At 26.2% G+C, this 14,070-nt stretch carries 12 protein-coding genes and 1 tRNA gene; 6 read left to right on the top strand and 7 right to left on the bottom strand.

Annotated features, from left to right (window positions below):
- Positions 1 to 3 precede the first annotated feature (3 nt).
- Positions 4 to 1,455, top strand: a complete 1,452-nt coding sequence (gene rpoN, locus K645_RS00590) for an RNA polymerase factor sigma-54 (protein WP_041936056.1) — start codon at positions 4 to 6, stop codon at positions 1,453 to 1,455.
- On the opposite strand, the gene K645_RS00585 is transcribed toward rpoN, so the two are convergent.
- The 6 genes from K645_RS00585 to K645_RS00560 all read right to left on the bottom strand — a co-directional run bounded on the left by K645_RS00585 (position 1,450) and on the right by K645_RS00560 (position 8,202).
- Entirely contained in the window at positions 1,450 to 2,808 is a 1,359-nt protein-coding gene (locus K645_RS00585) for an aldehyde dehydrogenase family protein (protein WP_022564945.1), read from the bottom strand. The genes rpoN and K645_RS00585 overlap by 6 nt on opposite strands.
- Before the next feature lie 11 nt (positions 2,809 to 2,819).
- Positions 2,820 to 3,263, bottom strand: coding sequence for a SufE family protein (locus tag K645_RS00580; protein WP_022564944.1), 444 nt, complete (start codon positions 3,261 to 3,263; stop codon positions 2,820 to 2,822).
- A 46-nt stretch (positions 3,264 to 3,309) separates the two neighbouring features.
- A complete protein-coding gene (metE, locus tag K645_RS00575) occupies positions 3,310 to 5,598 on the bottom strand; it encodes a 5-methyltetrahydropteroyltriglutamate--homocysteine S-methyltransferase (RefSeq protein ID WP_041935986.1) in 2,289 nt (762 codons plus the stop codon).
- Between the two features lie 122 nt (positions 5,599 to 5,720).
- Positions 5,721 to 6,836, bottom strand: coding sequence for a putative sugar nucleotidyl transferase (locus tag K645_RS00570; RefSeq protein WP_022564942.1), 1,116 nt, complete (start codon positions 6,834 to 6,836; stop codon positions 5,721 to 5,723).
- On the bottom strand, positions 6,833 to 7,099 hold the full coding sequence (locus tag K645_RS00565; RefSeq protein WP_022564941.1) for a type B 50S ribosomal protein L31: 267 nt from the start codon (positions 7,097 to 7,099) through the stop codon (positions 6,833 to 6,835). The genes K645_RS00570 and K645_RS00565 overlap by 4 nt, the downstream gene beginning before the upstream one ends.
- Positions 7,096 to 8,202, bottom strand: coding sequence for a 3-oxoacyl-ACP synthase III family protein (locus K645_RS00560; protein ID WP_022564940.1), 1,107 nt, complete (start codon positions 8,200 to 8,202; stop codon positions 7,096 to 7,098). Before K645_RS00560 ends, K645_RS00565 begins: the two co-directional genes overlap by 4 nt.
- 106 nt (positions 8,203 to 8,308) lie before the next feature.
- Between K645_RS00560 and K645_RS00555 the strand changes: the two genes are divergently transcribed.
- From K645_RS00555 to K645_RS00535, 5 genes are read left to right on the top strand one after another with little or no spacing between them, the layout of a single operon-like run.
- On the top strand, positions 8,309 to 9,028 hold the full coding sequence (locus K645_RS00555) for a ubiquinone/menaquinone biosynthesis methyltransferase (RefSeq protein WP_022564939.1): 720 nt from the start codon (positions 8,309 to 8,311) through the stop codon (positions 9,026 to 9,028).
- A gap of 56 nt (positions 9,029 to 9,084) precedes the next feature.
- Positions 9,085 to 10,605: a GH3 auxin-responsive promoter family protein gene (locus K645_RS00550; protein ID WP_022564938.1), complete on the top strand. Its 1,521-nt coding sequence runs from the start codon at positions 9,085 to 9,087 to the stop codon at positions 10,603 to 10,605.
- A 35-nt stretch (positions 10,606 to 10,640) separates the two neighbouring features.
- Entirely contained in the window at positions 10,641 to 10,904 is a 264-nt protein-coding gene (gene rpsO / locus K645_RS00545; RefSeq protein WP_022564937.1) for a 30S ribosomal protein S15, read from the top strand.
- A 36-nt stretch (positions 10,905 to 10,940) separates the two neighbouring features.
- The gene (gene pnp / locus K645_RS00540) at positions 10,941 to 13,091 is read left to right on the top strand and encodes a polyribonucleotide nucleotidyltransferase (protein ID WP_022564936.1); all 2,151 of its coding nucleotides are present in this window, start codon (positions 10,941 to 10,943) and stop codon (positions 13,089 to 13,091) included.
- Between the two features lie 12 nt (positions 13,092 to 13,103).
- Entirely contained in the window at positions 13,104 to 13,967 is an 864-nt protein-coding gene (locus K645_RS00535; protein WP_022564935.1) for an RNA polymerase sigma factor RpoD/SigA, read from the top strand.
- Between the two features lie 13 nt (positions 13,968 to 13,980).
- On the opposite strand, the gene K645_RS00530 is transcribed toward K645_RS00535, so the two are convergent.
- Positions 13,981 to 14,054: transfer RNA gene (locus K645_RS00530), tRNA-Arg, on the bottom strand.
- Between the last annotated feature and the right edge of the window lie 16 nt (positions 14,055 to 14,070).

The raw sequence follows: 14,070 nt of genomic DNA, 5'->3' as shown, positions 1-14,070 counted from the left end.
AAGATGTTAAAACAACAGTTATTACAAAAAGGACAACATAAACTTTCTCCACAACAAATACAATTAATGAAATTGGTTCAATTATCTACTTTAGATTTTGAACAAAGAGTTCAACAAGAATTGGAAGAAAATCCAGCTTTAGAAGAAGATAATTCTTCAGAATTAGAAGAATATTCAGATACATTAGAAAATGATATTGATATTCTTACAGAAGATCAAAATCCATCTATAGATAAATCTGAAATAGATGAATATTTAAGTGATGACGAAATTGAAGATTTTCAAATTAGAAATCAAAATTGTAATATAAAAAAACATATTCCTATTATTTCTGGAATTTCTTTTCAAGAATATTTAAAAAATCAATTGCATACATTTCGTTTAAGTGAAAAAGATTTATTAATCGCTGATTTTATATTAGGAAATATAGATAATGATGGTTATATCAGAAGAAAAATCACATCTATAGTAGATGATATTTTTTTGACACTTGGAGTATCTGTATCTACAGAAAAAGTAGAAAAATTGCTTGTAAATTATATACAAAAATTAGACCCCATAGGGATAGGATCCAGAAATTTACAAGAATGTTTACTGATTCAATTGAAAAAAAAGAAAATTACTCAAGAAATTTTTTTTTCACAAAAAATTATACGAGATCATTTTCAATCTTTTGTAAAAAAACATTATAACAAATTGTATAAAAAATTGGGAATCACAAAAAAAAATTTAAAAAAAGTAATTGATCAAATCAAGAAATTGAATCCTAAACCAGGAAAAATTTATTCTGATAATACTAAAAATTTGGATCATATTATTCCGGATTTTAATATTTATATTTCAGATGAAAAATTAGAACTTTCTCTAAATCAAAGAAACATTCCAGAATTAAAAGTATCACCTTTATATTTCAATATGTTAAAATCTTATAGATCAAAAAAAAATATAAATAAAAATGAAGAAACCGTTGCATTTTTAAAACAAAAAATAGATTCAGCAAAATGGTTTGTTGACGCTATAAAACAACGTCAAAATACATTGATGCTTACAATGAATGCTATTATGGATTATCAAAAAGAATACTTTTTAACTGGAGATCCCCTGAAAATAAAACCTATGATTTTAAAAAATATTTCACAAAAAATTGGAGTAGGAATTTCTACTGTCTCTCGTGTAGCCAATAGTAAATATGTTAATACCCCATATGGTACTTTTTTAATTAAAAGTTTTTTTTCTGAAAAAATGATAAATCAAGAAGGAAAAGAAGTGTCCTCTATCGAAATCAAAAAACTTTTGGGGGAATCAATAGCAAAAGAAAATAAAAAACAACCTCTGACTGATGAAAAATTATCTAAAATACTTAGAAAAAAAGGCTATTTAATAGCTAGAAGAACTATTGCAAAATACAGAGATCAAATGCATATTCCTGTTTCCAGAATGCGAAGAAATTTATAATTTCTTCATAATTATAGTTTTATAATTAGAAAATTCTTTTATAGATAAAGTTGATAATTCTCTCCCATATCCTGATCTTTTCATTCCTCCAAAAGGAAAACGGGGATCTGATTTTACAACTTCATTAATAAAAACCATTCCCGTATCTATTTTTTTTGATATTTCTTCTGCTTTTTCTAAATTTTTCGTCCAAATAGAAGCTCCAAGTCCATATGGAGTATCATTCACTATATCAGGAATCATTTCTTCTTTGGAAAAAGAAGAAATGATTCCTATTGGACCAAATATTTCTTCTTTTTTTACTATACAGTTTTCATTTTTTATCCTTAATAAAGAAGGCGTCAAAAAATTCCCATCTTTGGTTATTTCTAAACATATTTTTCCTCCATTTATAATAATATTTTTGTATTGTTGATACAATTTTTCAGATAAATCACAACGAGAAATATAACCTATTTTAGTTGATTTATCATATAAATCTCCTCTATGATATGTTTTCATCTCTTGTATAACTGCATCTATAAAATCATCTATTATAGTTTTATCTACAATAAATCTTTTTGCAGAAATACATGTTTGTCCTGTATTATTTAATCTAGATTCTGTAGCTAATTTTGCTACTTTTTTTATATTTTCTACATCTTTCATAACAACAAAAGCATCATTTCCTCCTAATTCTAAAATAGATTTTTTAATATATTTTCCGGATAATGATCCTATAATACTCCCTACTGTGGAACTTCCTGTAAAAGTGATTCCTTTTATTGCAGAATGAGCTATAACAGATTCTACTTGATTTATATCTATTAATAAAACTTGAAAAGTTCCTTCAGGAAAGCCGGATTTTAAAAATATTTTTTCTAAAATCATAGAACATCCTGTTGTATTAAAAGATGGTTTAATGATAATGACATTTCCTAATATTAAATTGGGAATAGTAGATCTAATCGTTTGCCATATAGGATAATTCCAAGGCATCATTCCTAATATAGGACCTATAGATTCAAACCTTACATAAGAAATTTTATATTCAGTATAAATTTTTTCTTTAAAAATAGATTCTTTTAACTTGCAATAATATTTACATAAATTTATGCTCTTATTTACTTCTGCATAAGATTGAGTAATGGGTTTTCCCATTTCTTCAGTAATAGAGTAAGCTATAATATCTGTGGTTTCTAGCATATAATAACAAAACTTCATTAAACATTTAATCTTTTCATCAAACGGAAAATTTTTCCATTGATTATATGCATTTTGAGCTTCAGCTAGTTTAACATTAATATTTTGATTAGATAAAAAATTATAAGTTTTTAATACATTATTATCTACAGGATTAATGGTTTGAAACATTTTATTTTTTTTTAAATTCGTCCATTTAATCTAACAGAAACTTTTGTATTAAAAGCTATAGCATAGAATTTTATTTTTTTTAAAAATAAAAACATTCCATTAGCTCTAGTAGGAGATAAAAAAGTTTGAAATCCTATTTCATAAAGAAAATTAGTATTGGAATAAATAATTTCAAAAGGGAAAAGTCCTGAATATATTTGAACCATAATCGCTGCCATTCCTCTAGGTAACAAAGCGTCACTATCCGCTTCAAAAAAAACACGTGATTCCTTTAATTTAGCTTCTAACCAAACTTGGGATTGACACCCATGAATTAACTTATCTTCAGATCTAAACATGGGTGATTGATTAGATAATTTTTTGCCTAAATCTATCAAATATTCATATTTATCCTCCCAATTTTTAAGAATTTTAAATTCCTTTTTTATCATTTCTTCTTTTTGATGCAAAGTCATTACTAAATTTTTAGATCAATATGAAAATATACACTTTTCTTTTTTTTTAAGATAATTTTATTCTAGCCATTTTCGCTGCTTTTGTCATATTATGAAGCGAGATAAACACTTCTTTCCATTTTCTAGTTTTTAATCCACAATCTGGATTCACCCAAATATTTCTTATAGGTAATTTTTTTGAAGCTTTTTCTATTAAGTCAAACATCTCTTCTATAGTGGGTATTCTAGGAGAATGAATGTCATATACACCTGGACCTATTTCATTAGGATAAGAAAAAACGGAAAAAGCTTCTAACAATTCCATTTTAGATCTAGAAGTCTCTATAGTAATAACATCTGCGTCCATATCTGCTATATGTTCAAGTATATCATTGAATTCACTATAACACATATGTGTATGTATCTGTGTTTCATCTTTTACTCCACTTGAAGATAGACGAAAAGCTTTGATCGACCAATCTAAATAATATTTCCAATTCTTCTTTTTCAAAGGTAATCCTTCTCTTATAGCAGGTTCATCTATCTGAATAATTTGAATTCCAGATTTTTCTAGTGATAAAACTTCTTCTCGAATTGACCAAGCTATTTGATAAGCAGTATAATAAATAGGTTGATCATCTCTTACAAAAGACCATTGTAAAATTGTAACTGGGCCAGTTAGCATCCCTTTCATTAATTTTTTTGTTTTAGATTGAGCAAAACATATCCATTCAACAGTCATATCGCCAATACGATCAACATCTCCATAAATAACAGGAGGTTTTACACAACGACTTCCATAACTTTGAACCCATCCATTATCAGTAGAAAGTATTCCTTTTAATTTTTCTGAAAAATACTCTACCATATCAGTTCTTTCAAATTCTCCATGAACTAGTACATCTAAATCTATTTCTTCTTGTTTTTTAATGACATCTATAATAAAATTTTGAATTTTTTTATCATATTCTTCTTGACTCAATTCTTTTTTTCTAAATTTATTTCGTAAACTACGTATTTCTTTTGTTTGAGGAAAAGATCCTATAGTAGTAGTAGGGAACATAGGAAGATGAAATTTTTTTTTCTGTTTTTTTTGTCTAATATAAAAAGGATTATCTCTTTGTATATCTTGGTTTGTTATTCTCGCTACTCTTTCCTTTATTTTATGATCATGAAAAATAGAAGATGTTTTTTTTAGTAAAGAAGAGTTCCTTAACAAAAGATTTTGATCTCCTCTTATAATTTTTTCTAAATCATTTAATTCTCCAATTTTTTGTCTGGCAAAAGCCATTCTATTTTTAATATCTATATGAATGTAGTTTTCGTATTCTATATCTATAGGAACATGTAAAAGCGAACAACTAGGAGCAATCATAATTCTATCTTCTCCTACAATTTTTATTGCTTTTTCTATTTTTTTAATAGAATTTGCATAATTGTTTCTCCATATATTTCTTCCATCAATAAGACCTAAAGAAAGAATCATTTCTGATTCTCTTGAAAAAAAAGAAAGTATTTTTTCTAACTGATTTGAATCTTCTACCAAATCTATATGTAAAGCTTGAATAGATACATCTTGAAAAAGAGATATATTTTCTGATATTCCATCAAAATAAGAAGTTAATAAAATATTGATTCCATTACAAAATTTAGATATTTCTCTATAAGCATATTTAAAAACTTTTTTCTCTTTTTCAGACATATCTAAAACCAAAATGGGTTCATCTAACTGAATCCAGTTGACTCCTTTATCTTTTAATTTGTTAATAATTTTTACATAAGTAGGAATGAGATTTTCTATCAAATCCATTTTATGAAAGGACTTTTCTTTCTCTTTTCCTAAAAATAAATAAGATACAGGTCCAATTAATACAGGTTTAATTTTTTTTATAGATTTCAATACATTTTTAGATTCCTTTAATTCATCAAAAATTTTATGATAAAAAATAGAGAATTTTTGATTTTTTTCGAATTCTGGAACAATGTAATGATAATTAGTGTTAAACCATTTGGTCATTTCCATAGCTTTAATATCCCATCCATTTTTTTGAAATCCTCTAGCCATAGAAAAATATAAGTCAATGTTATTATGAATTACTGGAATAGAAAGATAAGACTCAGAAATAACCCCTAATAATAAGGACATATCCAAAACATGATCATAAAAACTAAAATCATTACATGGAATCAAATCTAAATCTTCTTTTTCTTGCATTTTCCAATTTTCTATTCTTATTTTTCTTCCTATTTCAAATAAAGTATTACGATCAATTTTATCTGACCAATAAGCTTCACAAGCTTTTTTTAACTCTCTTTGAATTCCTATACGAGGATAACCTAAATTATGTTTCAGCATAAAATAACTTTTTTCTTTATATAACACATGATAAATAAAAATTCGCTAAATATCCAATAAATAATATAAATATTCTAAAATTTTTTTGTCTAAAACAGAAAAATTAACGTTTCTTCTATTCATCATAATTTCAGCTGTATCACAAACTTGATTAAAAGGAATTTTTTTTTTCTTTGAATTCCTCCCAAAAAAAAGGAAGGAATATATCTAGGAGAAAATCCATATCCAAAAATACTATCACTCACACCTACAATTGTGGCTGTATTAAATTGAGTATTTATTGCAGATCTGGAATGATCTCCCATTATCATTCCAAAAAACTGCAAGTTTATAGGAAAAAAATCTTTTTTTTCATAATTCCAAACTGTTACTTTTTGATAATCATTTCTTAAGTTTGAAACATTGGTTCCAGCGCCTAAATTACACCATTCACCCAAAACAGAATTTCCTAAAAAACCATCATGAACTTTATTGGAATAGGAAAATATTACAGAGTTAAAAATTTCTCCACCTACTTTACAAAAAGTAGAAATAGTTGTTCCTCCATATATTTTTGATCCTATATTTAATATAGAATTTTTTCCAATTGATACGGGTCCTATAATTACAGATCCTTCCATAATCTTAACTCCTTTTTCAATATATATAGGTCCCAATTGAGCATTTAATACAACATTATTTGCTTTTATATTTTCTTCCAAAAAAATTTTATCCTTACAAATAATATGATTCTTTCCCTCCAAAGAAAAAGATTTTTTACCTTTTGTGAAAAACATAAAATCTTTTTTTAATACAATTTCATTATTTATAAATATATCCCACGGATATTGAATATGAATAACTTTTTTTACATAATATATTTTTTTATATTTTTCTAAAGGAAAAGAAAGAATATCTTCTTTTTTGAAAAAGAAATTTGTTTTTTTGAAAGCAATTATTTTATTTTCAAAAAAAATCCCCTCATTTTCTTTTAAGGAAAAAAGAATTTGAATTAATTCTTCATTAGGAAGGAATGACGAGTTAATTAACAGTATATCTTTAAAATATGAAGATTCTTTTTGAGAATATTTTTTTGAAAGAAATGATTGTGTAATAATATTTTCTACATTTTTTCCAAGATATTTTTCCCATCTTTCTTTCATGGTGAATAATCCTAATCTAATTTCTGATACAGGTCTAGTGAGTGTTATAGGAAATAATTTTTTCCATTCTACACCATCATATAATATGAAATTCATGTATTATTTTGTAATTTTTTATATTTTTCATATTTTTTCTTAAACTTCTCAGCTGGACCTGTTTTCCCTAGAAATCTTTTTTCTCCAGTAAAAAATGGATGCGAATAACTAGATATTTCCATTTTGTATAATGGATAATCATTTCCATCTATATAAATAGAATCTTTTGTTATAACTGTTGATTTACAAATAATCATTTTATCATTATTAATATCTTTGAAAACAACAGCTCTGTAATTTTTGGGATGTGTTCTTTTTTTCATATTTTATTTTTTTTGGGAAAACGGTAAATCATTCCATTAATATTCATTCCCGCACCTAGGGAAGCCATAAGAATAGTATCTCCATATTGAATTTTATGAAGTGGCATTTTTCCTTTAAGAATCAAATCTAATAAAGTAGGAATAGTAGCTACAGAAGAATTTCCAAATTTTTGTATTGTCATAGGCATAATTTTTATTAAAAAATCCTTACTGAAAGATTTATAATTATATAATTTCAATAATCTATTCAAAATAGCATAATCCATTTTAGCATTAGCTTGATGAATAAGAATTTTTTTTATATCCTTAAGATGTAAATTCGCATGATCAAGCATATTTTTTAACATATTTGGAACTTCTGTTAATGCATATTCATAAATTCTTCTTCCATTCATTCTAATATTCAACAAAGATTTTTTATAGTTTGGATTTAAGGAAGGCCCATTAGTTAAATAATATAATTTATCATTATTATCACATTGAGTATCGGAATGAATGACCCCATATTTTTCATCCTCAAAATATTCTATAGCAGATAAAACAGCTGCTCCTGCGCCATCGGAAAAAATCATTGCATTTCTATCATGTGGATCTATGACTTTAGATAAAGTTTCAGAACTAGTAATTAATATATTTTTAGCATATTTAGATTGTAAAAGTTGATCAGCAAGAATCATTCCTTCTATCCATCCTGTACAACCAAAAATCATATCATATGGTCTACATTTTTTATTTTTTATTTTAAGTTTATTTTTTACTTTAGCAGCTATAGAAGGCATCAAATCAGATTGATAAGAAATAGGATGAATATCTCCATAATTATGAGCAGATATGATATAATCTATTTTTTCTTTATAAATTTTAGAATTAATCAAGGCTCTTTTTGCTGCTATTGCAGCAATATCAGAATTCAATAATCCTTTATTTATATATCTTCTTTCTTCAATTTCTGTAATTTTCTGAAATTTATTAATAATTTCTTCATTAGATTTTCCAATTTTAAACCCTCTTTTATCGTAAAATTTATGTTTCATGAAATGATCTTTTTTTATAATTTTTTCGGGTAAATAGTGCCCCGTTCCTGTAATGATTGATCGAATCATTTCTTTTCTTTTATTGATAAAGTAAAAAAAATAAAATTTACTAAAAAGAATTAAAAAGCTATTTTTTCTTCATATTTCTTAATTTAAGAAGTAAATTTTAAATATTATGAATAAACATTCTCCTTCTTCAAAAGAAGAAAAATTGAGAAATATGTTTGATCATATCGCTAATAAATACGATTTAATCAATCACATATTATCTTTTGGAATAGATTTTATATGGAGAAAAAAAGCAATTCATCTATTATACAAATTTAATGGAATAAAAGTTAAACAAATATTAGATTTAGCTACTGGAACTGGGGATTTAGCTATTTTGTTAGCTAATAAATTTAAATCCGCTTATATTACAGGACTAGATCCATCTTATAGAATGTTGGAAATAGCTAAAAAAAAAATAAAAACAATTTTTTCGAAAAAAGAGTTCAAACCATTCAAGGTTATTCACAAAATATTCCGTTTCAAAATGAAACTTTTGAGCGTTACTATTGCTTTCGGAATAAGAAATTTTCAATATATTCATCATTCTGTAAGAGAAATATATAGAATTTTAAAACCTTCAGGGACTTTAGTTATTTTAGAATTTTCTAAACCTTCTAATTATTGGATAAATAAAGTTTATTATTTTTATTTTTATTTTATAAAAAAAATAGGGAATTTTATTTCACGAAATCGTTTTGCCTACAATTATTTAAAAGAATCTATATTATCTTTTCCTTATTGTAACAAAAAAATGAATAAACTTTTAAAATATCATAAATTTAATCCAATTTATACACAAAAATTAACTTTTGGAATTGTTTCTATTTACTTATTTAAAAAATAAAGAAAATAAATGACAAAATTTATTTTCACAACCTTTAACTCAAATATCATTTCGTAATGATAAAGTATTTATCTGGATATTTTACATCTTCTTTTCTTAAAAAAAGAATTAAGAGTATAGAATTTTTTATGCGTTATCCAATAGAAATACAGAATCAATTAATGAATCAATTAGTTTTATATGCAAAAAATACAGAATTTGGAAAAAAATATGGATTTTGTGATATTAAAAAATATCAACAATTCTCAGAAAGAATTCCTATATGTAAATATACTGATTTACAATATTTTATTAAAAGAATTCGTAGTGGAGAAAAAAATATATTATGGCCAGGAAAAGTAAAATGGTTTGCCAGATCCTCTGGAACTACTAATACAAGAAGCAAATATATTCCTATCACTAAATTGTCTATGAATACATGTCATTATAAAGCAGGAAAAGATGTATTATCTATTTATATTCATAATCACCCCAAAACAAAAATTTTTTTTGGAAAAGCTGTCCGTCTAGGAGGAAGTTATGAATTACATAAGAAATATAACACATTTTATGGGGATTTATCTTCCATTCTAATTCAGAATATGCCTTTTTGGGTTGAAAATATTTGTGTTCCTAGAAAAAAAATAGCCTTAATAAGTGAATGGGAAAAAAAATTAGAAAATCTAGTAAAAGAAACAGGACATCAAGATGTTAGAATCTTATTAGGTGTTTGTTCTTGGTTATTGATCTTTTTGAACAAATTATTAAAAGAATTTGACAAAAAAATAATAAATGAAATATGGCCTAATATTGAGGTAATATTTCATGGAGGGGTGAGTTTAAGGCCTTACATTTTGCAATATCAAAAATTATTTAATAAATCCATAAATTATTACGATGTATACAGTGCATCAGAAGGCTTTTTTGCAATACAAGATCAAAAAAATGTTAAAGATCTTTTATTATTACTAAATCATGGGATATTTTACGAATTTATTCCTACAGAAGAAATAAATAATTCGGATCCTAAAATATTATCTATTGATAAAGTAGAATTAAATAAAAATTATGCGCTTGTTATTTCTACTAATGCAGGATTATGGAGATACATAGTTGGGGACACAGTTAGATTTACTAGTCTATCTCCATATCGAATTTTGATTTCAGGAAGAACAACTCATTATATAAATTCTTTTGGAGAAGAATTAATTGTTGAAAATACAGAAAAAGCTTTAAATAAAGCTTGCATGAAGACAAATTCCACGATTCATGAATATACCGTAGGTCCTGTATATATGAATACAAAAAATTCTGGAGCTCATGAATGGATTATAGAATTTGAAAAAAAACCAAAAAATTTATGTGATTTTATAAATATTTTGGATAATGAATTGAAATATTTGAATTCAGATTACGAAGTTAAACGATACAAAAATATAGTTTTAGGTCCTCCTATTATATATGTAGCTAGAAATGGTTTATTTTATGATTGGTTAAAAAAACATAACAAATTAGGTGGACAAAATAAAGTTCCGCGTTTATCCAACGATAGAAGATATATTGATTCTATTTTAGAAATGGAAAAAAGTAGAAATTAATTTCAAAAAAATATTTTTAACTTTATATATAGTTTATGACAGTAGAAAAAAAAAAGGAAATATTTAAAACTTATGGAACATCTGTTTATGATACAGGTTCTTCCAATGTTCAGATCGCTTTGTTTACTTATCGTATTAATCATTTGAACAATCATCTAAAAAATAATAAAAAGGATTTTAATACGGAAAGAGCTTTAGTAAAAATGGTAGGAAAAAGAAAAAAATTGCTAAAATATATAGAAAAACATGATGTCAATAATTACAAAAATATAATTAAACATTTAGGATTAAGGAAATAAATATTTCTACATAGATAGATAGAAAATAATAAAAATATGCTAGATATAGTAAAAGAAACCATCTCTATGGGAGATGGTCGTACTATTATTATAGAAACAGGAAGATTAGCAAGACAAGCTGATGGAGCAGTTATAGTACGTGCAAAAAATACAATGCTTTTGGCTACTGTAGTTGTTTCCAAAGAAACAAAAAAAAATGAAACAAATTTTTTACCTTTAACAGTAGATTATAGAGAAAAATATTCTGCTGGAGGAAAAATTCCTGGAGGTTTTATAAAAAGAGAAGGGAGACCTTCTGATGAGGAAATTTTAACGATGAGGTTAGTTGATCGCGTTTTAAGACCTACATTTTCAGATTCTTTTAAAAAAGAAATCCAAATCATGATTTCGTTACTTTCATATGACAAAACTGTTTTACCAGATGGATTAGCTGGTTTGGCAGCATCAACAGCTTTATCCGTAGCAAGAATCCCTTTTAATGGACCTATATCAGAAATACGTGTTATTCGTTCGAATGAAAAATTTATCATTAATCCTAGTTTAGATCAATTAAAGGAAGCAGATGTAGATTTAATAGTAGGAGCTTCAAGCCATTCTATTATTATGATAGAAGGGGAGATGAAGGAAACAAAAGAAAAAGAGTTTTTAGAAACAGTGATGATAGCTCATAAAGCAATAAAACCACAAATAGAAGCTCAACTCCGTTTAGTTGATAAACTTTCAAAAAGTTGTATTTTTTTCTTTGATGATCAAAAATCAATAAATTCTTCTCAAGAACAAGAAAATAAAATGTTAAAAGAAGAACTTCATTTATTTTCATATGAAAAAATAGAGAAAATTTATCAAAATTTCTTAGACAAAAAAACGAGGTCTGTTCAAGAAAAAATTGTACTAAACGATTTTAAAAGAAAATTTTTAACAAAAGAAAAAATAGAGGGAGAGGAAAAAGAAGCAATTATTGATCAGTTTTTTGAGGAAATAAAAAAAAATATAACTAGAAATTTAATTTTAAATAAAGGGGTTCGATTAGATGGTAGGACTAAAAAACAAATACGTTCAATATCCAGTTTTGTTGATTATTTACCTGGTGTTCATGGTTCTGCTTTATTTTCAAGAGGAGAGACTCAGTCTTTAGCTACAGTCACACTAGGATCTTCTTTAGATGCTAACAGAATCGATAACGTTGTTGTGGAAAATCAGGAGAAATTCTATTTACATTATAATTTTCCACCTTTTTCTACAGGAGAAATCCGTTCTATAAGAGGTGTTTCTAGACGTGAAGTTGGACATGGAAATTTAGCTCAACGTGCATTAAAAAATGTTATACCTAATAATCCATACACAATTCGTGTTGTTTCAGATATTCTAGAGTCTAATGGATCATCTTCTATGGCTACAGTTTGTGCGGCAAGTTTAGCATTAATGGATGCAGGAATTCCTATAAAAAATCCTGTATCTGGAATTGCTATGGGGTTATTTATGGAAAATGAAAAAAAAATTATTGTATCAGATATAATAGGAGAAGAGGATCATTTTGGAGACTTAGATTTCAAAATAACAGGGACAAAATATGGAATGACAGCTTGTCAAATGGATGTGAAAACAATGCAAGGAGTAACATACGATCTTATGAATAAAATTTTGATGCAAGCTTTAGAAGGTCGCATTTTCATTTTAAATAAAATGTTAGAAACTCTACCTAAATATAGAAAAAAAATGAAACCTAATGCTCCAAAAATATATACTTTGAATATTCCAAAAGATTTCATAGGTTCAGTTATCGGTCCTGGTGGAAAAGTAATTCAAGAAATACAATCATATACAAATACAAATATATTCATTGAAGAAAAAGGGGATTCAGGTTACATTGAAATTATCGGAAAAGATGATGAAAAAATAGAAAAAGCCATTAGTAGGATTAAAAAAATAGTTTTTGTCCCTGAATTAGGAAAAGTTTATAAAGCAAAAGTAAAATCTATAAAAGATTTTGGTGCTTTTGTTGAAATTTCTAAAGGAGTAGAAGGGTTGCTGCATATTTCGGAAATAGGATGGAAAAGATTGAATAATATAGAAGAAGAGTTGCATATAGGAGATATTATTGACGTTAAATTTATGGGAATGGATGAAAAAAATAAAAAAATGAAACTCTCTAGAAAAGTACTTTTACCCCGTCCTATAAAAAAATAAAATTAAAAAAATATGAGACAACTTAAAATTACTAAACAAGTAACAAATCGCGAATCTGAATCGTTAGACAAATACCTTCATGAAATAGGGAAAATCCCATTATTAACTCCAGAAGAAGAAGTAGAATATGCTCGTAAAGCAAGAGAAGGTGATGCTAGTGCTATAGATAAACTTGTCAATGCAAATTTACGTTTTGTTGTTTCTGTAGCCAAACAATATCAAAATCAAGGATTAAGTTTATGTGATTTGATTAATGAAGGAAATTTAGGTTTAATTAAAGGAATATTACGTTTTGATGAAACAAGAGGATTTAAATGTATATCTTATGTAGTTTGGTGGATTAGACAAGCAATTTTACAAGCTATAGCAGAACAATCACGTTCCATTAGACAACCTACAAATAAATTAGCTTTATTAAATAAAATATTGAAAACCCTTGCTCAATTAGAGCAAGAATTACAAAGAACTCCTTCTGCAAGAGAGATAGCAGAATATTTAGATATGAATGAGAAAGATGTTGAAGAGTCTATAAAAAATTCGGGAAGACATGTTTCAATGGATGCTCCATTGATAGAAGGAGAAGACTCTAATTTATATGATTTAGTTAGATCTGATGAATCCCCTCGTCCAGATGAACACTTAGAAAAAGAATCTTTACGTAAAGATATAAAAAGAATTTTAGAAACTTTAAGTGAAAGAGAACGTCGTGTTATCATTTTACATTTCGGATTAAATGGGGCTCCTCCTATGACTTTAGAAGAAGTAGGACAATCTTGCGATTTAACAAGAGAACGTGTTAGACAGATTGAAAGTATAGCTTTAAAAAGATTAAAACATTCTTCTAGAAGTAAAATATTAAAACCTTATTTAGGATAGGATAAAACGAATGCGACCTCGAAGGGATTCGAACCCATAATCTTCTGATCCGTAGTCAGATGCTTTATCCAATTAAGCTACGAGGCCCATAATACAAATATAC

The organism is Blattabacterium sp. (Nauphoeta cinerea) (assembly GCF_000471965.1).
Classification (GTDB): Bacteria; Bacteroidota; Bacteroidia; order Flavobacteriales; family Blattabacteriaceae; genus Blattabacterium.
This window is presented reverse-complemented; position numbering and strand designations above follow the sequence as displayed.